Genomic DNA, 23,497 nt, shown 5'->3' with positions numbered 1-23,497 from the left:
GGTCTCTTTAATTCTTCAGATATTTTACATGACGATAATAAAATACGTTTTACTGCATCATCAGTGTCTTCATTGAAAAGATTTTTAAGTATCTCTTCGCTTGTTGTTGCTTTCTTACCATTTACGGTTATATCTTGTATATACGAGTCTTGAACAAGTTTGTTAAAAGCTTCTTTAGCTTTTTCTTCGATTTCAAGGGTTGAAATGCTAAATAAATTTACAAGAGTTTTCTCGTCAGCTCCTTGGTTGGCGTATAATTCTGTTAATATTTGACGTATAACATTTGTAATGTCATCTTTTCTTTTTATAAGCTGATCTTGTAAATCATCAGCTTTTTTACCTCCTGTCTCAGCTCTATATTCTACATATAGTTTGGCATAAGCTGTCTCTGGCTTGCTTCTTTCTGTGCTGGTTGCACTAAAGGTTGAAGTGGCACTTTTGGTTGAACAGTAGTATTACGAGTAAACTGAGTATATAATGAATGTATGTGAGGATATTCTGCTTGTAACTTATTTAAATCAAAATTGTTAGAGTTGCTACTAAAGCCTTGAGAATTTAAGGGAGGTGGTGGGGGTGGCATACTCCCATTTAGCGGTAGAGGTGGTGGATTCGGAATGCCGCTTTGTGTTTGTTCTAAATTATTTGTATTATTACCTACTGCTAACCCTAAAATTTTATTGGTTTCATTACTTAGTACGTTACTATCGGATAATATTACTTTAATTACTGAATTTAATGTTTGTTTATTTACTTCTTTGGCTAGTTTAATCATATCGTCTTTAGTTAAACTATCTATTATTAGCCCTTTATTTTTTAGTTCTATATTTATTTCTTCTACTATTTCCGGTGTTAAAATATAGACGCTTTTTATAATACGTGGTTGCATTTTGTTTTTTAACTCTAATTGCAGAGCTAAAAATTTTTCTACTGAACTCTTATCTTTACTTGCTGCTAGTTTGATAAGATCTAATCGTGCCTTTTCCTCAAATTGACTATTAGATATATTTCGTGTTGCATAGTCTTTAATTCTTTCAGCAAATTTAGTTTTTTCTTCAGAAGAACTATTTTCTAATAATTCTTTTAGAATAGGTCTATTTTTAACGTCAATATTGGTATTGAAATCTAATTGCTCCTTATCGTTGCTAAATAATACTTTTTGAATAGTATCATCATTAAAATCACTGAAGATAGTATTTACTGCTTCTTTTTTATAACTACTATCTACTTTAAGATTTAATGCTGCTACAGGATCTGTTTTAATAAGATTTTTAAATTCTTCAATATTTTCTTCTTGTTGTATTATTCTATTTATATTGTGTTGAGCTTGAGTTAAATTACCCTTACTTTCTTTATTATTAAAGTAAGTTTTAAAAGTACTTATAGGATCAAAAGAATATGGTTGTTTCTCTTTTCTACCCGTGGGCACCCCCGAAGATGTTCCTGTATTATTTGTACCTTGATTTGACATATACCAATTATCACTTTTGGTCCTGCTCTTTTTTTGAGAGCGTCCAGCGCAGACGGTTTAGTAGTATCATTGTTATTTAGAAACTGGTTCTATTCCGGCTCTTATTTGTTCTATATAAGAATTTGCTTTTATTTTCCCTATCTTAAATTCATTCATTAATTCGTCAGCGTTAGGGATAATATTATTATCTATATAGTACGATTTTTTACCAAGCATCATCTGAGTTTCTATTGATGCGATATAGTTTGTTGCCTCACCTTTATCAGCACCAAATTTCTGCTCTAGCTCTTTTTCTGTAGGAATATGACTATCCGCTATATATTATCCCTTTGCATTTTCCATAATTTCAGTTCTTATTGACCCAATAAAAGATTCTGCATCATCTTTATTTATGTTAAGAGCAGTCCTTACTTCTTTCATTTCAGGGATAATATCAATCAACATAGTGTTTGTATTTAATATCTCTGTTTATTGAGCTGATATATAGATCGATTACCGCTTTTTTGTCTTTTTCTGCACGACGTACCTTTTGATCTTTTTTTATATTATTGTCTATTTTGCTAGGGTCATAACTTATTCCAAGATTTGTTGCTGCTTCCATATCTGTAGGAACTACGCCTTGCTTAATATATTCTTGTTTTTTTATATCAAAATCCTGTTGTTTTACTCTTTCGATGTATAATAAAATTTTAGCTCTTGCTTGTCTTGCTTTATGTCTAGTATTATCTAAAAAACTTGATAAATCTGTTTCCTTATACTTTATTCCTAGATCATCTTGTGCTTGACTAAAACTAGGAATTAAATCTGCTTCTTGCCATTTTTTGATTTTTTCATTTGGAGTAAAATCTTTCCAAATATTTTATTGCTGTTTTGAATTGTGCTTTTCCCATGCCGGTGTTTTACTAACTAAATCCTTAAAGCTTGCCGCTCTAGCACTTGTACTTAAAAAGCTACTAGTCAACAAATATGTTGACATGAAAAAAGTTAAAACATATTTTTTTGAGTGGGAATTTTGTAAATTCATTCAAACCTCGATTAGTTATTATTTATTTAAATATAAACGAGGTAAATTATACAATATTTATTAACTTATGTAAACTATTAATCATTAATTTTTATTAATTAATAAGAATTTAGCCAAAATGTGTTTAATATATCGCATGCTAATGTATACTCCGAATTTTAAACTTTTTTCAAAAGGAGTATGTAATACTAACTTTTGAAAGAAATGTATTTCAGTTTTTGGTAAATAAAATATGCAAATTCAATTTCACTTATATAACACTCTTAGCCGTACTAAAGAGGTTTTTAATCCTCAAGATAAGGCTAACGTAAAAATGTATGTATGTGGACCGACTGTTTATGATAATCCTCATATAGGCAATAGTAGGTCGGTAGTAGTATATGATTTACTTTATCGTATACTTATAAAAATATTCGGCAGTAGAGCAGTAAAATATGTACGCAATATTACCGATGTTGACGATAAAATTATCGATAGAGCTGAACTACTTAGCATTACTATTAATGAGTTGACTGATAAAGTTACTCAAGAGTTTCATACAAATATGGCGTATTTAGGTTGTAAATTACCGAGTATTGAGCCGAAAGCTACAGAGCATATTGATGTAATGATCGAAATAATAGAACGCTTAATAGCAAAAGATCACGCATATATTGCTGATAATCATGTTTATTTTGATGTTTTATCAGCTCCAAATTATATGGAATTATCTAACCGAAATTTAGAAGAAATGTTTGAGGGAGTACGTGTAGGAAATAGTAAAACAAAAAAAAATCCACAGGATTTTGTATTATGGAAACCGGCAAAGCAAAATGAATCGGCAAATATGAATTTTGAAAGCCCTTGGGGACTTGGTCGCCCTGGATGGCATATTGAATGTTCAGCCATGAACTACAAATATTTAGGTGAGAATTTTGATATTCACGGAGGGGGAGCAGATTTAATCTTCCCGCATCATACCAATGAGATTGCTCAAAGTAGATGTGCTTTTCCAAGTTCTACCTATGCTAAATACTGGATACATAACGGTTTTTTAACAGTTAACGGTGAGAAAATGAGTAAATCTCTTGGGAATTTTATCACCGTAAGGGATTTAATGGATAAAGAGATTTCAGGAGAAGTAGTAAGGTTATTTTTATTAAGTAGTCACTATAGGCGTCCTCTTGATTATAATGATAAAGCTATAGAAGATGCGAAGAAAACTTTAGATTATTGGTATAGAGCTATAGAAAATATTAATGTGCAAAAAATAGATTTACCTCATAATTTCATGCAAAGCTTACTTGATGATATGAATACGCCGCTTGCCGTAAAAATAATTAATGACTACGCTAAAGAGGTATTTACTTCTACAACTGAAGAAGAAAGGCAGCTTAATGCCGTTGCTCTTATTACTTGTGCTAATTTTATTGGTTTAATGAATAAGACTCCACACGAGTGGTTTAATAGCGGTGTGGATGAACTCTATATAAATGAGCTTGTAAATAAACGTTTAGAAGCAAAAAAACAAAAAAATTGGTTATTAGCCGATCAAATTCGTAATCAATTATTAGAACAACAGATAATTCTAGAAGATAAACCTGACGGTACTACTATCTGGCGAAAAGAATAAAAGCTTGTAAATTACATAATATGCGTATATAATTTGTAGGCTTGTAAGTCGTCATTGCGAGGAAATTATGTAATAATTGATGAAGCAATCCAGTTAAAAATGCTATAAATTAGCATTTTTTATTACTTTTTCTGGATTGCCACGCTCCTTTCAGTCGCTCGCAATGACGATTTTCCAAAACTTAAGCAAAAAATTCACACGTAAGATATATGTTAGTTCATTAGAATGAACATCTTACGGAGGTATAAACTAACAATTAGGAGAATTTAAAAATGTCAAAAATACCATCTGTTAACATTAAAGAATTATTAGATGCGGGCGTGCATTTCGGTCACAAGACCTCACGCTGGAATCCTAAAATGGCATCTTATATATATGGTGAACGTGATGATGTTCATATAATCGATTTAAGACAAAGTGCCGCTTTAATGAGCGTTGCTTTGAATGCAATATATGAAACCGTAAAAAAAGACGGTAAAATATTATTTGTAAGTACTAAAATACAGGCAAGTGATATTATAGCGGAATATGCCGAAAAATGCGGGCAATATTACGTAAATCATAGATGGCTTGGCGGTATGCTAACTAACTGGAAAACTATTGCGGGTTCAATAGAAAAACTAAATAAGTTAGAAAAAACCTTAGAAAGCGAAGAAGCACTTATGGGTTATACTAAGAAAGAGATACTCGATATGAGCCGTAGGAAAGATAAGTTACTTCTATCTCTTGCCGGTATTAGAAATCTTAATTCTAAACCTGATCTTCTAGTAGTTATTGACACTAATAAAGAGCATATCGCAATTAATGAAGCAGTAAAGCTTAATGTTCCTATAGTTGCAGTAGTCGATACTAATTCTAATCCTGATAATGTAGATTATCCGATTCCGGGTAATGATGATTCTATAAGATCAATAAGACTTTATTGTAGTTTATTTGCAGATGCGGCATTACAAGGACTTGAAGAATCAATGAAAGCTTCAGGAGTTGATATAGGGGCTATGCAGGAGCATACAGATAAGGCGTTAACTTCTAAAAATGTTTCTAAATTAAAACAAGCTAAAAAATTCTCTAAAACGAAAAATATTGATGAAGAGACAAATACAGAATTTGAGCAAGCATTAAATGATGCCGATGAAAATAAAAATTCTGATAATGCATAAGTGTTGTTGTGTGACTCGTATTTTTTCGTCATTGTAAGGAAAAGCGGTAAGTTTTGACGAAGCAATCCAGTAAAAATACTATAAATTAGCATTTTTTTATTATTTTTTGTGGATTGCCACGCAGCCTATGGCTGCTCGCAATGACGATTAGGTGCCACAACCCAAGCCAAATATAATAATTAAGGAGAAAGTAAGGTATGAGTGAAGTAAATATAAGTGCTGCAGCGGTTAAAGAATTAAGAGAAAAAACCGGTGCAGGTATGATGGACTGCAAAAAAGCATTAATAGAAACCAGCGGTAATTTTGAAGAAGCTATTGATTTTCTTCGTAAGAAAGGTTTAGCTGCTGCTGCAAAGAAAGTCGGACGTATTGCTTCTGAAGGCTTAACGGCTGCAAAAGTTGATGGGCTTACCGGAGTGGTTGTTGAAGTAAATTCCGAAACGGATTTTGTTGCTAGAAATGAGCAGTTTCAGGATTTAGTTAAGGATATTGCAAACCTTGCAGGAATTGCAAAAACTATAGACACACTAAAAACATCTAAAATGCAAAGCGGTAAATCAGTTGAAGAAGATATTATAGAAAATATCGCTACAATCGGTGAAAATTTAACATTACGTCGTATGGATATATTAGAGATATCCGAAGGAGCAATCGGCTCGTACGTGCATAATGAAGTTGTACCGAATCTAGGAAAAATTTCCGTATTAGTAGGTCTTGCGTCTAACGCAAAAGATAAAGCAAAACTAGAAGCTTTAGCTAAACAAATTGCTGTTCATGTAGCAGGCAATAACCCGCAAAGTATAGATGATTCAAGCTTGGATCAAGCTTTAGTTGAGCGTGAGAGAAAAGTATTTTTTGAGAAATCTAAAGAAGAAGGAAAGCCTGATAATATTATAGAAAAAATGGTAGAAGGTAGGATACGTAAATTCTTCTCTGAAGTTGTATTGCTGCAGCAAAATTTCTTATTTGAGCCTAAACTTACCGTTGCGGAAGTAATTAAAAATGCTGAAAAAGAACTCGGTGCAGAAATTAAAATCGCCAAATTTATTAGATACGAACTTGGTGAAGGTATAGAACACGAAGAAAAAAACTTTGCCGATGAAGTAGCTGCCATCACACAGGGTTAACGGCCTTGTTTCATGAATCAGTTTTTTTGTCATTGCCACGCTCCTTTTAGTCGCTTGCAATGACGATTTTGGATTCATGCAACAAACCTCCACTTTTGTGGTGATGACATCGCGTACTTTTTTTAAGCCGTGCAACAAAACCTATTTGTTTTATAATCCCAAAAAAGTTTAATAAAAAAAATAAGTCATGATTATTAACCATATATAGCTTCTATATGATATGCAGGGTCAGCATGTCCTATTTCTACTACTCCGTTATTTTCATAAATTTTTCGAGTTAAATGCTCATAATGCTCGCTATTCACCGATAAAGTATATAATTTACTATGATAAATAATGCAAGCTGGGTATAATGGTTTGCTAGAAAGAACCGGAGGATTTGGTAAAGATAGCTTAATTATTCTTCCATCATCAGTATAATCAAGTTTCAAGTAAGAAGCATTTGTTTTTTCTGGTCTTGAACCATTAGATTCATATAAAACTAATTGTAGATTTGTGCTTCCATCCATAATATCAGGAAAAGTAATATCTCTATATTCTCTAACTTCTACTATATGTTGCTTATTTAGCTTAAATTTTAAGGAAGTTTTTATTGTTTTTTCTTGTACTTTAATATTACTACACCATTTTCATTTTTAAATTCAACAGCTTTACTTGTAATATGTGAGGTAGAGGTAGTATTAGCTGTAGTAGTAACAGTTGATGTAATAGTGGTAGAATTATTATTTGAAGTAGTAGTATTAGATTCGGAATCTTTTATTACTACTTGAGTTTTACCATTCACATCAGTATTAACTATTTCAATGCTACCCGTAGAAATTTTATATGCATTTACTAAAGTGGTGGCTATAGTTTTTCCTACTTCTATTGCTCCCTTGCCTTAAATTATATATCCCTTTACCTACATAAGTTATGCCTTTGATAATAGGGTCATTTTTAAAGTTTTCTTCTATCTTGTTGCTTTTTTAATACCCCATAATTATAACCGGCTTTCCTATACAAATCATCATCTCTGCCCATAATAAATACTCCTTAAAATTTTATTGTTAATAAAAGAAGTACGGGCTTAACGCACTTCGTATGTATATTAATAAAAGGTAGGATTAACATATTTCATAGCCTTCTTTTTCTTGAAGCTGCCTATGTTTTTCTCTTTCTGTTACTATTTGTTCAGGAGATTTATCGTATTTTTTAGCTTTTTCTCTTCTTTCGTGATCCTCTGCTGCTCGTTGATTTATAAGGGTACGTATATAGTCTGGGTCTTCCATAAGTATATCCTTAGTTATTGAATAGGCTTATTTAATCATATTGCAATTAGAAGTCAAATATTCTTTTAGAAGTTCTATTTTTATTAACTGAATTCAGCTATCAAAGAAACTTCATAATTACTTTTAAATATTCATCTAGGATTTTTTGGTTGTCCTCAACAAATTTTAAAGCATTTTCACGATAGGCTTTAAGTTCTAGAGAATTATTAGACCTAAGTAGATATGTTAGTTTAGTTAGTAAATCTTCACCATTTTTGATTTGGATAGCTGCTTCATTTTGCAGTACGCCTTTAGCGATATCGGTGTTTTTACTCATATCGGGACCGAATATAATACAATTAGAGAAATATGCCGCTTCTAAAATATTATGCCCGCCTTGTTTAAAAGAACCGCCGATAAATGAGATTAACGCTACGGAAAAAAATAGCCCCATTTCGCCGAACCTATCAACTATATAAAGATCATCGCTTAAAACAGGTAAATCATTTTGCGACTTAGCGGTAGCGGATAAATTATGTGACTTACAATTATCGATAATTGATTTAACTCGCTCAGGATGTCTTGGAATTAAGATAATATAGCAATCTAAAAACTGCTCTTTTAGGTTTTTGATTATAGGCAAAATCACCTCTTCATCTTCGGGGTGAGTGCTGGCAAATACCACGACTCGCCTATTGTTTAGATGTGAGCTTAATTTTGATAACTCTTCTAGATTGACCGGAAGTTTTTCATTGGCAAATTTAATATTGCCTAAATTAATTCCATCTGATATGCCAAGTTCATTGAATTTTTGTAAGTCACGCTCGCTTTGCACGATAATTTTACTGAAATTTTTGAGGATAAGCTGAAAGAAGCTTTTTCTTTTTAGCCAAGCTTTAAACGATTTATCGGAAATACGAGCATTTACTAGTAGTAATTTACACTGCCCTGATCCCTCATTAATAGTACACGGCCATAATTCCGATTCTATAAAAATACCTAAATTAGGTTGCCAATTTCTTAAAAACTTTTTAGTAAAAATAATATTATCTATCGGTAAAAATTGGTGAACTGCTATTTCAGGTAATTTGGCAGTTAATATTTTAGCGGAGCTGTTAGTCCAAGAAGTTACTAGAAAACGAACGTCAGGATAACGTTTACTTATATTATATATTAATGTTAAAGCTGCCATAGACTCACCAACGCTTGCTACATGAATCCATACTAAGAAAGAATCGTCTTGTCTGTGTTTGCCAATAGCAAAACGCTCTTGGATGCGTCTTATATCTTCCTTACCTATTAATAAACGTATAAGAATTATGATAAAATAAACAGGTAATAATATAAAGCTTAAAGCGTAATATAGCATCATTTCCTTAAGCTCTCTGTTAAGCTTGCTAATTGTTTTTCAAGGCTTATATGGTTTTGTATTTTATCATTTGTGAGTTCTAAAGGTGAGCCAACTATGATTTTAATAGTACCAAACGGTAGAGGTATTATTAATTTATCCCAACTTTTTAGTCTAAAACATTTAGAGGTACTACTTACTATCGGAATAAGTTTTTTGTTATATCTATAAGCAATTTCGGTAATGCCGCTATTTACTTTATATACCGGTCCTTTAGGACCGTCCGGCGTGACTATTATATTTGCACCTTGAAATAGCTTACCTATAATATTACGTAAAGCTCCAATTGGATTTTTATTAGTAGAACCTACTATAACTCTGCAACCGAATTTTCCTACTAGATCATTTAAAATTTTTCCGTCTAAATGCGGTGATATTAAAGCATAGATATTTCTATGTCCTATAAACATAGCTGGACTTAAGGCGAGCATATTATGCCAAAATGCAAAGATTATACCTTGTTCGTTTAGGAATTTTTCCTTATTGCCGTTATCGTAAAATATAAATTTCTGCCTCGAAGTAAAATAAACAAAACGCAAATACCAATATAGTAAAATAGTAATTATACTAAGTACGTATTTATTATTTTTTAAAAACTTTTTAAAAACTTTCCGCATTGATTTTTTATTGGTTTGGTATTGTTTTTAACGTCATTGCGAGGAAAATTACGAAGTAATTGACGAAGCACAATCTCAGGATATTTGACGAGATTGCCACGCAGCCTACGGCTGCTCGCAATGACGATTTAGTATCCATACAAGCTTAATCAGGAATGACATCGATTGCTCTCTCAATTCTAATACAAGCCTCTTTTAGCTCTTCCATAGAAATAGCATAAGAGATTCTAAAATATCCCTCTAAGCCGAAAGCAATACCGGGTACTACGGCAACTTTCGCTTCTTCAAGTAAATATTCGGCAAAATCATTACTATTTGCAATAATTTTTCCTGACTTAGTTTTATGCCCAAATATTTTATTGCATTTAACAAATAAGTAAAACGCTCCTTCAGGTTTATAGCACTCAAAATATTTTACTCTTTTCAAAATTGATAAAGCAAGATCCCGCTTTTTCTGAAAATTTAAAGCATTAGGCTTTATATAATCCTGAGGACCGTTTAATGCTTCAATAGCAGCCATTTGACTTATTGAACAAGGGTTTGAAGTACTTTGCGACTGAATAATAGTCATTGCTTTAATCAAAGCTTTTGAACCTGCTCCGTAGCCTATACGCCAACCCGTCATAGAATAAGCTTTAGATACTCCATTTACGGTAAATATATGTTCTTTTAAATCAGGGGCTATTTGGGTTAATGTATAAAATTTAAAATCATCAAAAGTAATATGCTCGTAAATATCATCGGACATTACGTTTACATGGGGATATTTTCTTAAAACTTTAGCAATATTTTCTAGTTCTTCAAAATTATAGCTTGCACCTGTCGGGTTACTAGGAGAGTTAATAATAAGCCACTTAGTTTTATCTGTAATTGAACGTTCTAAAGATTCCGCACTTAACTTAAAGTTATTTTCAATTCCGCAATTTACAAAAACAGGTGTTCCTGTGCTAAGTGCAACCATATCAGGGTATGAAACCCAATAGGGTGCCGGAATAATTACCTCATCCCCTTTATCTAAAGATGCCATAAACAAATTATATATAACTTGCTTACCACCGGTACTTACTATTATTTCATCAAGTTCGTAATCTATATTATTTTCACGTTTGAATTTGTCTTTTATTGCTTGCTTTAAAAGAGGCATCCCTTCAACATTGGTATATTTGGTAAAACCGTCTTTAATAGCTTTGATTGCCGCTTCTTTGATATTATCAGGCGTATCAAAATCAGGCTCACCGGTACCGAGTGCGATAATATCAACTCCCGCTTTTTTAAGTTCAAGAGTTTTTTTAACGACTGCAAGGGTCGGCGACGGCTTTATAGAACTTAGCATCGTAGAAATAATTGACATAATTTGAGTCCGTATTAATGAAAGTTATAATATAGTAAATTTTAAATTCTGTGAAGAAGATTTAAGCTGCAACAACTATGTAAAATAATCTAAAATAAAAAAATTATTTAATCATCTAAATTAACTTTAAGCAGTTCTCCTTTTTCTGCTTGTTCTATAGCTTCCTTTATCCGTTTAGCATTTACCGGATTAGATTAATAAATATAATGTTTCTTTTGTAGATATTAGTGTTTGATTTCATAATATAACTATTATTTTATTTAAAAATTTATCAAGATATGCTTTATTATAGTAAGTAATATTAATTTAGTAATTAAACTATGCTCGGTAAAATAAAAGACAAAATCAAACATTATTGCTTAACTATAATAAATATACCGAATTTTATTAAGAATAAAATTTTAGAATTTAAAAATTATATAAGTGATTGTAAATATAAATTCTCTCATTTAGCCGAAACTAATTATCAACTTGGACTCGATCATTTATATAGAGGTAATTTAAATGATGCATTGCTTAGGTTTAAACTAGTCGATAAATTTTTTAATCCTAATGATTCTAAAGTATATTATCAACTCGGATGGGTTTATTTTTTAAAAAATAATTACAGGCAAGCTATAGAATATTTAGAAAAATCTAATGAAAAATATAAAGCTATATTTATAAATTTTTTGAAAAATTATAAAGATATTACTGAAATACCTCAAGAAATTTGGGGAAAATATCGTGATTTAACTGCACAATATTATCCTACTATTTTTAATAACGATAAAAATATCCATCTTCCGTATAGGTTTGTTAATGAAGCACTTAAGCAGATATCTGATTTACCGGATAATTACTCTATTCTAGAGCTTGGAAGTAATATAGGGCTTGTAGGTTATGAAATACAAAAACGTTTTCCGGAAAGTTTTACTTTAACCGGTGTAGAAATTTCTACTTTAATGAATGATTTACAAGAAACATATTATCCGAACACTAAAATTTACGATCAAATATATAATATTGCTATCGATGAATTTTTAAAACAAAACTCTAATAAATTTGATATTATTTTTAGTTTGTGCGGATTACCGTTTACTAACAATTTAATAGAATATTTTAATTTAATATACTCATCTCTTAGTAAACAAGGGTATTGTGCCCTTTGTTTACCGAACGCCGCAAAGACGCAATTTTCAGTAAAACGCAAGGAATTTATTTTTAATTTGAATGAAATAAATAATATTTTACAAAAAAATAATTTTACTATATTAACTGCGGAAGAAATAATACTAGCGGAAAACAATAAATATAGTATTATTGTTTGTAAGAAAACAGCATAAATCAATGAGAATATTAATTATATTATCCATTATTTTATGTTCATTATCGATAAGAGCTGATCTTGAATATGTTGATAATGACATATATAACTATAATGGTGGAAGAAATGAAAACGGTTGCTTGGAAGTTTATGATCCATACGAAAAATTTAACCGTAAAGTATTTACATTTAATTCTGTGTTAGATTATATAATATTGCGTCCTTTAGCGATAGGTTATAAGAATATCACGAATGATTACGTAAAAGCACGTGTTAATAGTTTCGTCAGTAATGTCGATACACCTCTTACAGCGGTAAATTACGGGCTTCAGTTAAATTACGATAAAACTATGAAAAGCGTTTGGCGGTTTCTCATTAACACGACGCTTGGCATAGGCGGTTTATTTGACGTGGCAGGTAAAGTAGGTTTACCCTCTGATCATCAAACTTTCGGTAGTACCCTCGCACATTATGGGGTTGCCCCAGGTCCTTATTTAGTATTGCCGATAATCGGTAGTACTAACGCAAGAGACATGACGGATTCGGTAATTACTAATTATGCTCTTAATCCATTAAGGTACTACACTCATAATGATTTTGACTTAGGAGTACTAGCAGTTAGTAAAATAAACGATCGATATGTTGTATTACCGTTTAGTGATTATGTGATGAAGAATTCTACCGATCCTTATGTGGCTATTAGATCGGCATTACATCGTGCTCGTGAAGCATCGGTTCAATATCCTGAAAATTTTAAATGTCCTAGCCCTTATGAAAGAAAATAAAAATTAACTTAAAAGAGGATTATATGCAAAAAATTATTACAGGTTTATTTCTATTAGTTATAACGTTTTCCGCTTATTCTAATGAAAAAGTGCCTGCCGGTTTGAACAGTTACGTTACTAATTTAGTAAATGAAGCTTCTAGTATATTAAACGATAGTAAGCTATCTGAGCGAGTAAAAATTGCTAAAGCACGTGAGTTAATGTCTCAGAACCTAGATTTTGATTGGATGGCTAAATATACATTAGGCAGAAATGGGATAAAAACTTTATCAGGTGGGCAGGTTCAGGAATTCATCAAAGTTTACTCTAAATATGTTACTAAATCTTATACTGATTTAATAAAAGATTATAAAGGTGAACAGCCTAAAATAGTAGGAGTTCGTACTTTAAGCTCGACCGATTTTATGGTTGCTATGAATATCATTAGTAATAAAGAGCAAGACCCTATTAAAGTAGAATATCTTGTACGTGAAATGAAAGGAAACGGAAAAGACGTTTTTAAAGTTTCTGATATAATTACGGAAGGTGTAAGTCTTATTGGAGCTCAACAAGACGAGTTTACCGATACTTTAAAAAATCAAGGTTTTGAGGCACTAATACAAAAATTAGAAAGTCGTTCTTAAATTCGGTATTATTACTAAAACGTCATTGCGAGGAAAATTACGAAGTAATTGACGAAGCAATCTCGTGTCAAAATCCTGAGATTGCTATGCTCCTTTCAGTCGCTCGCAATGACGTTAAACAACATAAACCACTTACATGAAAATCTTAGCAGGCAGTAGTAATAAGTTACTCGCATCTCGTTTAGCTATAGCATTAAATATAAAATATATTGAGCCGAGAATTACTTATTTCAATGATTCCGAAATAAAAGTAGAAATTCAAGAATCGTTTCATAATGAAGATATAATCATAGTACAATCCACATCAAAACCCGTTAATGATCGCTTAATTGAGCTGTTCTTGCTAGTAGATGCAGCAAAAAAAGCAGGAGCAAATCGAATAATTTTGGTAATGCCTTATTTCGGTTATGCAAGGCAAGATAATATAAATTCTCAAAATATAATTCCTGCTAAGTTAATAGCAGATTTTTTAGAGAAGCTCGGAGTAAACCATGTAATTACTATTGATTTACACTCCGATAAAATAGAGAAATTTTTTAATATTCCTGTTTCTAAATCTTGAACCTATAAATTTATATATCCCGTTTTTAAGAACTTATAGCAATTTCGTCATAGTTGCACCTGATCAAGGAATATTAATCGAGTTCAAAAAATTAGTAATTTACTAAATATAGATTCAGCTTATATAAACAAAGAAAGGGATATAAATAATAATTGTGAGATGATATCAATAACAGGTAGTGTAGAGGGCAAAAATTGCATATTAATTGATGATATTATAGATAGCGGCGAAACAATAGTAAAAGCAGCGAGATTTTTAAAAGAACACACGGTTTTATCGGTTAGTGCTTTTATAACTCATGCAGTGCTTTCTGCCGTCTCTAAAGATAAAATTGAAAATTCGGTAATAGATAATATTTTTGTTACCGATACTATAGAAGTAGGTGACTTACCTCCAAAATTTCATATAATACCGGTAATGCCAATTATCGTTAAAGAGTTAAGAAATATATTATGAGTTTATGTACTCTAGAAATAAATCTATCTGCAATAAAAAATAATTACCTTTTATTACAAGATATTTGCAAAACCTCGTTAGTCGGTGCTGCCGTTAAAGCTGATGGTTACGGACTTGGAGCAATGCAAATTTCTAAAGCTTTAATAGAAGAAAATTGTAAGCATTTTTTTGTGGCCTCAAGTGAAGAGGGAGTGAATTTACGCAAAGCACTAAGTAATGATGCAAATATTTTAGTTCTTAACGGAGTTTTTGAGCATGATGCTTTAGAGCTTATAGAATATAATTTAACACCTGTTCTAAATAACTTAAAACAAATAGAAATTTGGCAAAAATTCGGTAATTTGAAAAACCGATTATTGCCTTGTGATTTACATTTCAATACGGGGATTAATCGTCTTGGCTTAAGCTCTGATGAGATAGAGCAGCTAATTAATGATCGTGATTTATTAAAAGGGCTAGATTTACAATATATTATAAGCCATCTAGCTATATCCGAGGAAATAGATAATCCTTATAATCTAGAACAATTAAACAGATTTAAAGCTTATTTACAATATTTTCCGAACGTCAAAGCAAGCCTTGCTAATTCCGGCGGCATATTTTTAGGACAGGATTACCATTTTGATTTAGCAAGACCAGGGGCAGCCTTATACGGACTTAACCCTGTAATGAAAAATCCTGTAACCTTAAAAGCCCCAATAATCCACTTACAGAATTTGACACTAGATAGCCATATCGGTTATAATATGACTTTTACAACTAAGCGTGATAGTGTCATTGCAACGTTACCGCTTGGTTATGCTGACGGATATAGCCGTAATTTTAGTAATCAAGGCGAGGTGTTTATTAACGGTCGCAGTGTTCCTATAGTAGGGCGAGTATCGATGGATTTGATAAATATCGATGTTACCGATCTACCGCCATCCGATATTTTTCTAGGGCAGGAAGCGGAAATTATCGGAAATCATTGCACGCCTGATAAAATAGCGAGTATTATAGGTACTATCGGGTATGAGGTATTGACTAGTCTCAGTAGTAGATATAAGAGGGTTTATAAGTAAGCGTCATTGCGAGGAAAATTACAAAGTAATTGACGAAGCAATCTCAGGAGTTTGTTATTATTTCATGAGATTGCCACGCAGCCTACGGCTGCTCGCAATGACGATTTAGATAACAATTATAAAACAAAAAAATATACATAAATGTTATTAAATATAGCTAATTCGGTCGGTAAACGTACTATAAAGTTTGCACAAAGTGTAGGCAGTTTTTCTCTATTTAGCTTTGCTGCCGTTAGCAGTATCATAAGACCGCCTTTATATTTGAGTTTAATCATCAGACAATTATTATTTATCGGGTTTCACTCGCTTCCGGTTGTTGCGATGACAACTTTTTTCTCAGGTGCAGTACTTGCATTACAGAGTTATACCGGTTTTTCCCGTTTCTCAGCTGAAAGTTCCATTGCAACGGTAGTAGTATTGTCGCTGACTAGAGAACTTGGACCGGTACTTGCGGGGTTAATGGTAGCGGGAAGAGTCGGGGCATCAATCGCCGCCGAAATAGCAACAATGAGAGTAACGGAGCAGGTAGATGCTTTATATACTTTATCTACCGATCCTATTAAATATTTAGTTTTTCCAAGAGTAATAGCAGCTATTATTACAATGCCTTATCTTGTTTTAATCGGGGATATAATTGGTGTTATGGGCGGTTATTTGGTAGGGGTATATAAACTTGATTTTAATAGTTCAGCTTATTTAACCAGTACTTTTCAGTATTTAGAGCCGATTGACGTAATTTCCGGTCTTGTTAAAGCGGGAGTTTTTGGGTTTATCATTTCTATAATAAGTTGCTATAGCGGCTATTATTCAGGTAAAGGGGCTAAGGGAGTTGGAAGAGCAACTACCTCGGCAGTAGTAAATTCTTCTATCCTTATCTTAATAAGCAATTATTTAATAACCGAATTATTTTTTAAAGTATAGATATGAGTGAAAAAGAAGAGTTTAAAATTAAAATTCAGTCATTGTATAAATCATTTGCTAATCATAAGGTGTTAGACGGAATAGATTTGGATGTAAAAAAGGGCAGTTCATTAGTTATTTTAGGTGGTTCCGGTAGCGGCAAATCTGTTCTAATTAAAAATATAGTAGGATTGATTAAACCTGATAAAGGTAAAATTTTTATTGATAATGTAGAAATCCAAGATATCTCAAGTAAACAAAAATTTGAGATTATGGATGGTATAGGTTTTTTATTCCAAGGCGGAGCATTATTTGACTCCTTAAATATATGTGATAATATTACTTTCGAGACTAAAAAATTATCTAAGAAAGAAAAAAACGACCTTGCCGGTGCAAAGCTTAATTCCGTCGGTTTATCCCCTAGAATACTCGATCTTTACCCTTCCGAATTATCGGGAGGAATGCAAAAAAGAGTAGCCCTTGCTAGGGCTATTTGTAGTACACCGTCGATTTTATTTCTTGATGAACCGACCACAGGGCTTGATCCTATAATGGCAAATGTTATCAACGAATTAATTATAAAAATCCAAGAAGAGTTAGGGGCAACTACGATTACTATAACTCATGATATGATTAGTGCCGAAAAAATAGCTAAAGAAGTAGCTATGATTTATCAAGGGAAAATTAAATGGTACGGCAGTAAAGATGAAATGCGTAATAGTGATAATCCTTATTTAAAACAATTTATAAATGGATTAACTACCGGTCCTATAGAGGTGTAAAATGTTTAAGCACTTATTATGTATAGTAATATTTCTAGGTATAAACCTAAATGTTTATGCTATAAATTCTAGCTCTTATACGACAGATGATATAATAAAAATAGTAATTATTCTTGGAATAGTTATTTTAATTTTTAGTCCTGCAAAATTCCGCATAATCGTTATTGGTACTATTTTAGGTTTGGCTTTTGCCTATTTCACGTATAAATACATCGTACCTATCTTTATTTCTTCACTAAATGGACCATAATTATCTCTTGACACTAGGGGAGTATTACTTTATATTTTTTATTTATTGTATATTTATAAGTTTTAAGGTATTTAGCTATATGTCTCATAAGTGCGAACTCACAGGTGTGGGTGTTTTATACGGCAACAATGTATCACATTCTCAGCGTAAAACTAGAAGACGTTTTGAGCCTAATTTAAGGTCAGTTAAGTTTACAAGTGATATAACAGCCGGAGAATATAGATTATCGGTTAATGCTAGATGTATTAGTTCAGTGGAAAAAGCCGGCGGTTTTGATGCATATATTCTAAAAGCCGATGATAATGTTTTATCTAGTACGGCTAGAGCTATTAAGAAAAAAATAATTCAGACTAAAACGGCGAAATCATTATGAAAAGCGGTATACATCCAGAATATAAAAAGTTTTTGATTAAAGTAGGAAGTGATGTTTTTGAAACAATGTCTACTCATCCTACAGGTGAAATTTTAATGGATGTTGATTTTAGAAAGCATCCAGCATGGAATAAAGATTCCGGAAATGTAGTAAATCAATCAAACAAAAGTGTTAGTGATTTCAATAAAAGATTCTCAGGTCTTTCTTTCGGTAGTAAGAAAGAAGCTAGTTAGGCTTATATTTCTTGGATTCATTATAAGAAAGTTGTGCTTTGTTGCGTGGATCGTGTTATGTCATTCCCGCGTAGGCGGGAATCCAGAAAAATAACTTCAATATTGATATAGAAGTTACATATTTGATAAAATAAATATATAAAGAACTTGTTTTTTATATGTTTTACTGGGTGCCTGCGATCAACGGAATGACATCCAACACGTTATAATGGTCCATGTAACAAGGCTTTTAGTTGTATAGCTTATGACGATTTTATCATACGAGAATGATATCTTAAACGTTCGGGAGTCAAGTCACAATATAACACAGATAAATCGTCAATTCTCAATTATTGCGGGGTGGAGCAGCTCGGTAGCTCGTCAGGCTCATAACCTGAAGGTCGTTGGTTCAAATCCAGCCCCCGCTACCATATTTTTTCAATGTCATTCTGGCTCACTTATAGCGTATTGCATGACTCGTTTTATATCATTCCCGCGTAGGCGGGAATCCAGAAAAATAACTTCAATATTGATATAGAAGTTACATATTTGATAAAATAAATATATAAAGAACTTGTTTTTTATATGTTTTACTGGATTCCCGCCTACGCGGGAATGACATCGCACAGGTTTTTCGAGCCATGCAATAAAGCCTTCAGTCGTTCGCAATGACGACTCGGTATCCACGCAACAATGCCTAATTACATCCAATACGAAAGCAAATTATGACTACTCAGAAAATAGTGCCTACAAAATCGACTGATGGCAGTAAGCTTTTTCGTCATCAAGCTAAATTTGTAGCCGGTGCTATGAATATAAATCAAATCCCCAATTTTTCATTACCGGAAATTGCGTTTGTCGGTAAGTCAAATGTCGGCAAATCAAGCCTAATAAACACGATATGTAATAATAAAAATCTTGCTAAAGTTTCTAATACTCCGGGGCGTACTAGACAAATCAATTTCTTTAACCTTGCAGATAAACTTATTATAGTTGATCTTCCCGGTTATGGTTTTGCTAATGTTCCTATATCAGTCAAAGAGCAGTGGGAAGTGTTAATTAGTTATTATTTACGAAATAGTCATAATTTAAGGTTAGTTAACTTATTGATTGATTCAAGAAGGGGTATAAAAGAAAACGATAAGAAAGTAGCTGAGCTATTACTTGCAAATAAAAGAGAATTTCAAATTATTTTCACAAAATCGGATAAAGTTACGGATCATAAAAACCTTAACGATGAAGCACAGAATTTTCTTGCAACTTTAAACTACTCATGTAATGTTATATATGTAAGTAGTAGGAGTAAAGAAGGTGCAAGAGAATTTAAAGCTAGTTTGGCAAAATGCATCAAACCTCAAAGGTAAAGAGGAGATAGTATTTCTTCATTAAATAACATTGCTATAATTAAGAATATAATAAAGTGTAGTAGTGAGCTGAAGAGTCAAGCAATAGTTCTAAAATTACCTGCTACTATTATTATTGACGATAAATTATTTACGGCTTTTATTGAATCTATTAGATTACTTGAGATGTGCGGTGCTAAAATATATATAGTACATGATCATATTGATTTATGAAGTTCGTCTTTAATATCACAAATAGATGAAAATTTTAGTCAAAAAATTAGTAAAATAAGCGACTATAGTTCTCTAAATAATCCTATTATTATGGAAATTTTATCCAGTTACGTTAACAAGCTTATAGTAACAAAGTTAAGTAGTATAGGTTGTTATGCAGTTGGTATTTCGGGTAAGGATGCTAATTTACTGCAAGCAAAAAAATCAAAATTATCTCACCGAAAAATTGTAAATCATGATGTTATAAATGTTGGTTTTTTAAGCAAGCCTATTATGATTAATCTGGAAATTTTATTAAATTTTGAAGATAATAATATTATACCCGTGATAGCACCGTTTGCTAACGATGATCAGGAGAAAACGCATTTATTAAATGTTAACTTAACGGTAGCAACAATTGCTTCTGCATTAAGTGCGGAACATTTAATATTGCCATATGAGATATTACAGGTATCCGAGAGACGTTTCCATATAATATAAAAATACGAGATATTAACTTGTTGAAATCAATGTTAGATGATAGTAATAATTTCATCGAAGAAGAATTAATTAAGATAGCAGTTAATGCACTTGAAAATAATAACGGTTACGTACATTTTGTGAATAGTGAAGTACCGAATTCAATATTGTCTTGATATTAATATAAATTAATAGAGGTTTTTTATGGCAGGAGCATTAGCATCTGATCTTTTATTTGTAGGGTTAACTAGACCGCCGATGATATTTGGAGTAAGTATTAAGTTTGCTGCATTAAATATGATAATGACGATGATAGTATTTATTTGGAATAACGGCATTATGATTTTATTCATTGCAACTGCTTTGCATTTGGTAGCTTATATTATATGTTTTAAAGAACCGAGATTCATAGAGCTATATTTAAATAAAATGTCAAGAACTAGCCAATGTCCTAATAAATTTTACTACGGAGCAAATTCGTATAATATTTGATGATGTATATGTCTCTAAAATCGTCATTGCGAGCAGCCGTAGGCTGCCACATGGCAATCTCATGAAACAGCATAAAATTTCTGAGATTGCCACGTCGAGGCTTCGCCTCTCCTCGCAATGACAAAATAAATCAAAATAGTTAAATCAGGTGAGGTAATGAAGTTATTTAGAACTAGAGCAGCTAAAGAATTAAGGTCTAAACAAGAAAGACCCACTTCGCATTTTATTCCTTATAAATGTCATTGGGATAGTAATACTATTTTAACGAAAGATAATTCTTTATTACAAGTTATTAAAATAAACGGATTTTCTTTTGAAACTGCCGATGATGAAGATCTAGATATTAAAAAGAATATCAGAAATGCCTTACTTAAAAATATGGCTTCGGGAAATATCATTATGTATTTCCATACTATTAGAAGACGTAAAGCAGTAATATTTGACGATACGGAATTTACTTATGATCCTACCGTAAAAGTCCCTAATGATTTTATTACTTATTTAGGTGCAGAATGGCGTAAGAAACATGCGGGTGCTAGGTCGTTTTTTAATGAATTATATATTAGTATTTTATATAAGCCTGATACCGGCGGTGCTGCTATAGTTGAGTATTTTCTAAAGAAGCTTAGACAAAAATCTAATAAAACTGCTTGGGAAAACGACATGAAAGAGATGAAAGAAAATCTTCAAGAAATATCAACTAGAGTGGTTAATACATTCAGAAGTTACGGAGCAAGATTACTTGGAGTTCGTCAAACGCAGTCAGGTAGTTATTGCGAAATTTTAGAATTCCTTTCATCTTTAATTAATTGCGGCGATTCACCAGGTCCTATAGCATTACCGCGTGGTACTATTGACGAATATTTACCGACTCATCGCTTATTTTTTGATTCTCGTACTATTGAAGCAAGAAGTCCGCTTGGCAAGAAATATGCTGGAATGATCAGTATACTTGAATACGGTCCTAATACTTCGGCAGGAATTTTTGACGGATTCCTGCAAATGCCTTTTGAATTTGTCATGACACAAAGCTTTGTCTTTGCTAATAGAACCATAGCGATCGGTAAAATGCAATTACAGCAAAATAGAATGATACAATCCGGTGACAAGGCTACTTCACAAATTGCTGAAATCAATACGGCCCTTGATATGGCTACTAGCGGTGATATCGGTTTTGGTGAGCATCATTTATCGCTTTTATGTTCCGCAAATAATATTAAAGCTTTGGAAGATATATTGTCAATGGCAGCAGTTGAGCTTTCTAATTCAGGAATTCAGCCAGTTAGAGAAAAAGTTAACATGGAACCTAGCTATTGGGGACAGTTGCCGGGAAATATGGATTATATAGTGCGTAAATCCACTATAAATACTCTTAATATGGCTAGCTTTGCCTCACAACATAATTATCCGCTCGGTAAAATTAGAGATAACCATTGGGGAGAATATGTCACAGTACTTGATACTACTTCAGGTACGCCGTTTTATTTTAATTTCCATGTAAGGGATGTTGGACATACTCTAATTATCGGTCCAACTGGTGCCGGTAAAACAGTTCTTATGAATTTCTTATGTGCTGAAGCACAAAAATTCAAACCTCGTATGTTCTTTTTTGATAAAGATCGAGGAGCAGAAATATTTATACGTGCTTTAAACGGAGTTTATACAGTAATTGATCCGGGCTTAAAATGCAACTTTAACCCTTTACAGCTTGAAGATACTAGTGAGAATAGAACGTTTATTTTAGAGTGGCTTCGCGTGCTTGTAACTTCTAACGGTGAAAGTTTAACTGCACAAGATAATAAAATCTTATCTCAAGCGGTAAGCGGTAATTTTAGATTAGAAAGAAAAGACAGAAAGCTTAGTAATGTTATAGCATTTCTTGGTATTGATACACCAAATAGTTTGGCAAGTAGGATTGCAATGTGGGTTGGTAAAGGTTCACACGCTAAGATATTTGACAATGAAATAGATAATATTGATTTACAAAAAGCAAGGGTATTTGGTTTTGATATGACTGAATTACTTAAAGATCCTATAAGCCTTGCACCGGTATTGTTATATATTTTCCATCGTATTAATATCTCTTTAGATGGGCAGAAAACTATGATAGTGCTTGATGAAGCATGGGCTTTAATCGATAATCCGGTGTTTGCACCTAAGATCAAAGATTGGTTAAAAGTGTTGAGAAAATTAAATACTTTTGTTATATTTGCTACGCAGAGTGTTGAAGATGCCGCAAAAAGTAGAATTAGTGATACGTTGATTCAACAAACAGCTACGCAGATTTTTTTACCTAATTTGAAAGCTACGGATATTTATCGTAGTGCATTTATGTTAAGTCAGCGAGAATATATTTTAATTAAAACTACCGACCCTACTACACGTTATTTTTTAATAAAACAAGGAATAGATGCCGTAGTTGCCAAAGTTAACTTAGACGGTATGAATAATATAATTAGTGTTTTATCTGGCAGAGTTGAGACTGTAATATTGCTCGATCAAATTAGAGAGAAATACGGCAATGATCCGGATAAGTGGTTACCTATATTTTATGAAGCAGTTAAAACATTATAGATTCCTGTTTGTCATCCCGCGGCTTGACTGCGGGATCTTGTCTCACAGACTATGTCCTGAGATCCCGTGGC

At 32.3% G+C, this 23,497-nt stretch carries 24 protein-coding genes, 1 tRNA gene and 4 pseudogenes; 19 read left to right on the top strand and 10 right to left on the bottom strand.

Annotation, left to right across the window (positions count from 1 at the left end; genetic code table 11):
• Positions 1-361: 361 nt before the first annotated feature.
• From RAS_RS10895 to RAS_RS10885, 3 genes and pseudogenes are all read right to left on the bottom strand, one after another.
• The gene (locus RAS_RS10895; protein ID WP_408634808.1) at positions 362-1,468 is read right to left on the bottom strand and encodes a PIN domain-containing protein; all 1,107 of its coding nucleotides are present in this window, start codon (positions 1,466-1,468) and stop codon (positions 362-364) included.
• A 72-nt stretch (positions 1,469-1,540) separates the two neighbouring features.
• Positions 1,541-1,888, bottom strand: a pseudogene (locus RAS_RS10890) (hypothetical protein).
• Positions 1,889-1,901: 13 nt separating this feature from the next.
• A pseudogene (locus RAS_RS10885) lies at positions 1,902-2,444 on the bottom strand (hypothetical protein).
• A 280-nt stretch (positions 2,445-2,724) separates the two neighbouring features.
• Here RAS_RS10885 and cysS point away from each other — a divergent pair.
• From cysS to tsf, 3 genes are all read left to right on the top strand, one after another.
• Positions 2,725-4,104 (top strand): cysteine--tRNA ligase, encoded by a 1,380-nt coding sequence (cysS, locus tag RAS_RS00690; protein WP_147141397.1) that lies wholly within the window; start codon positions 2,725-2,727, stop codon positions 4,102-4,104.
• A 272-nt stretch (positions 4,105-4,376) separates the two neighbouring features.
• Positions 4,377-5,264, top strand: a complete 888-nt coding sequence (gene rpsB, locus RAS_RS00685; protein WP_147141395.1) for a 30S ribosomal protein S2 — start codon at positions 4,377-4,379, stop codon at positions 5,262-5,264.
• 197 nt (positions 5,265-5,461) lie between these two features.
• On the top strand, positions 5,462-6,391 hold the full coding sequence (gene tsf, locus RAS_RS00680) for a translation elongation factor Ts (protein WP_147141391.1): 930 nt from the start codon (positions 5,462-5,464) through the stop codon (positions 6,389-6,391).
• A gap of 194 nt (positions 6,392-6,585) precedes the next feature.
• Here tsf and RAS_RS00675 read toward each other — a convergent pair whose 3' ends face one another.
• The 6 genes from RAS_RS00675 to RAS_RS00655 form a co-directional block, all read right to left on the bottom strand.
• Positions 6,586-6,945: a hypothetical protein gene (locus RAS_RS00675; RefSeq protein ID WP_232049382.1), complete on the bottom strand. Its 360-nt coding sequence runs from the start codon at positions 6,943-6,945 to the stop codon at positions 6,586-6,588.
• A 35-nt stretch (positions 6,946-6,980) separates the two neighbouring features.
• Positions 6,981-7,175 (bottom strand): hypothetical protein, encoded by a 195-nt coding sequence (locus tag RAS_RS00670; protein ID WP_147141385.1) that lies wholly within the window; start codon positions 7,173-7,175, stop codon positions 6,981-6,983.
• Positions 7,176-7,494: 319 nt separating this feature from the next.
• The gene (locus RAS_RS08390) at positions 7,495-7,659 is read right to left on the bottom strand and encodes a hypothetical protein (RefSeq protein ID WP_172616101.1); all 165 of its coding nucleotides are present in this window, start codon (positions 7,657-7,659) and stop codon (positions 7,495-7,497) included.
• 100 nt (positions 7,660-7,759) lie between these two features.
• Entirely contained in the window at positions 7,760-9,010 is a 1,251-nt protein-coding gene (gene waaA / locus RAS_RS00665; protein WP_147141381.1) for a lipid IV(A) 3-deoxy-D-manno-octulosonic acid transferase, read from the bottom strand.
• Complete coding sequence (locus RAS_RS00660; RefSeq protein ID WP_147141379.1) at positions 9,007-9,663, bottom strand: lysophospholipid acyltransferase family protein; 657 nt, start codon at positions 9,661-9,663, stop codon at positions 9,007-9,009. The genes waaA and RAS_RS00660 overlap by 4 nt, the downstream gene beginning before the upstream one ends.
• A 145-nt stretch (positions 9,664-9,808) precedes the next feature.
• The gene (locus RAS_RS00655) at positions 9,809-11,014 is read right to left on the bottom strand and encodes a pyridoxal phosphate-dependent aminotransferase (protein ID WP_147141375.1); all 1,206 of its coding nucleotides are present in this window, start codon (positions 11,012-11,014) and stop codon (positions 9,809-9,811) included.
• Between the two features lie 320 nt (positions 11,015-11,334).
• Here RAS_RS00655 and RAS_RS00650 point away from each other — a divergent pair, with 320 nt between their 5' ends.
• The 3 genes from RAS_RS00650 to RAS_RS00640 are packed head-to-tail and all read left to right on the top strand — an operon-like array spanning position 11,335 to position 13,728.
• Positions 11,335-12,339, top strand: coding sequence for a methyltransferase domain-containing protein (locus RAS_RS00650; protein WP_147141372.1), 1,005 nt, complete (start codon positions 11,335-11,337; stop codon positions 12,337-12,339).
• 4 nt (positions 12,340-12,343) lie between these two features.
• Positions 12,344-13,105 (top strand): MlaA family lipoprotein, encoded by a 762-nt coding sequence (locus tag RAS_RS00645; protein WP_147141368.1) that lies wholly within the window; start codon positions 12,344-12,346, stop codon positions 13,103-13,105.
• A gap of 23 nt (positions 13,106-13,128) precedes the next feature.
• A complete protein-coding gene (locus RAS_RS00640; RefSeq protein WP_147141365.1) occupies positions 13,129-13,728 on the top strand; it encodes a Tgt2/MlaC family protein in 600 nt (199 codons plus the stop codon).
• A gap of 6 nt (positions 13,729-13,734) precedes the next feature.
• On the opposite strand, the pseudogene RAS_RS10880 reads toward RAS_RS00640, so the two are convergent.
• A pseudogene (locus tag RAS_RS10880) lies at positions 13,735-13,827 on the bottom strand (lytic transglycosylase domain-containing protein); the annotation flags it as partial.
• A 37-nt stretch (positions 13,828-13,864) separates the two neighbouring features.
• Here RAS_RS10880 and prs point away from each other — a divergent pair.
• The 13 genes and pseudogenes from prs to RAS_RS00580 all read left to right on the top strand — a co-directional run bounded on the left by prs (position 13,865) and on the right by RAS_RS00580 (position 23,426).
• Positions 13,865-14,290 (top strand): ribose-phosphate diphosphokinase, encoded by a 426-nt coding sequence (gene prs, locus RAS_RS09210; protein ID WP_029374849.1) that lies wholly within the window; start codon positions 13,865-13,867, stop codon positions 14,288-14,290.
• Between the two features lie 72 nt (positions 14,291-14,362).
• Positions 14,363-14,746 (top strand): phosphoribosyltransferase family protein, encoded by a 384-nt coding sequence (locus RAS_RS09205; protein WP_332094828.1) that lies wholly within the window; start codon positions 14,363-14,365, stop codon positions 14,744-14,746.
• Complete coding sequence (locus tag RAS_RS00630) at positions 14,743-15,807, top strand: alanine racemase (protein ID WP_010423994.1); 1,065 nt, start codon at positions 14,743-14,745, stop codon at positions 15,805-15,807. The genes RAS_RS09205 and RAS_RS00630 overlap by 4 nt, the downstream gene beginning before the upstream one ends.
• A gap of 141 nt (positions 15,808-15,948) precedes the next feature.
• Positions 15,949-16,728: an MlaE family ABC transporter permease gene (locus tag RAS_RS00625; protein ID WP_010423991.1), complete on the top strand. Its 780-nt coding sequence runs from the start codon at positions 15,949-15,951 to the stop codon at positions 16,726-16,728.
• A 2-nt stretch (positions 16,729-16,730) separates the two neighbouring features.
• Positions 16,731-17,489, top strand: coding sequence for an ABC transporter ATP-binding protein (locus RAS_RS00620; protein WP_010423988.1), 759 nt, complete (start codon positions 16,731-16,733; stop codon positions 17,487-17,489).
• A 1-nt stretch (position 17,490) separates the two neighbouring features.
• Entirely contained in the window at positions 17,491-17,739 is a 249-nt protein-coding gene (locus tag RAS_RS00615; RefSeq protein WP_010423985.1) for a DUF5510 family protein, read from the top strand.
• Between the two features lie 79 nt (positions 17,740-17,818).
• Positions 17,819-18,112: a 50S ribosomal protein L28 gene (gene rpmB / locus RAS_RS00610; protein ID WP_010423982.1), complete on the top strand. Its 294-nt coding sequence runs from the start codon at positions 17,819-17,821 to the stop codon at positions 18,110-18,112.
• Entirely contained in the window at positions 18,109-18,345 is a 237-nt protein-coding gene (rpmE, locus tag RAS_RS00605) for a 50S ribosomal protein L31 (RefSeq protein WP_004996719.1), read from the top strand. Before rpmB ends, rpmE begins: the two co-directional genes overlap by 4 nt.
• 333 nt (positions 18,346-18,678) lie before the next feature.
• Positions 18,679-18,755, top strand: a tRNA-Met gene (locus RAS_RS00600).
• 294 nt (positions 18,756-19,049) lie between these two features.
• Positions 19,050-19,688 (top strand): ribosome biogenesis GTP-binding protein YihA/YsxC, encoded by a 639-nt coding sequence (gene yihA / locus RAS_RS00595; RefSeq protein WP_147141362.1) that lies wholly within the window; start codon positions 19,050-19,052, stop codon positions 19,686-19,688.
• Positions 19,636-20,536 (top strand): annotated as a pseudogene (locus RAS_RS00590) (amino acid kinase family protein). The gene yihA and the pseudogene RAS_RS00590 overlap by 53 nt, the downstream one beginning before the upstream one ends.
• 28 nt (positions 20,537-20,564) lie before the next feature.
• Entirely contained in the window at positions 20,565-20,852 is a 288-nt protein-coding gene (locus tag RAS_RS00585) for a type IV secretion system protein VirB3 (protein WP_147141359.1), read from the top strand.
• 156 nt (positions 20,853-21,008) lie between these two features.
• Positions 21,009-23,426, top strand: a complete 2,418-nt coding sequence (locus tag RAS_RS00580; RefSeq protein ID WP_147141355.1) for a VirB4 family type IV secretion/conjugal transfer ATPase — start codon at positions 21,009-21,011, stop codon at positions 23,424-23,426.
• The last annotated feature ends 71 nt before the right edge of the window (positions 23,427-23,497 follow it).

Source organism: Rickettsia asiatica, assembly GCF_007989425.1.
Taxonomy (GTDB): Bacteria; Pseudomonadota; Alphaproteobacteria; order Rickettsiales; family Rickettsiaceae; genus Rickettsia; species Rickettsia helvetica.
This window is presented reverse-complemented; position numbering and strand designations above follow the sequence as displayed.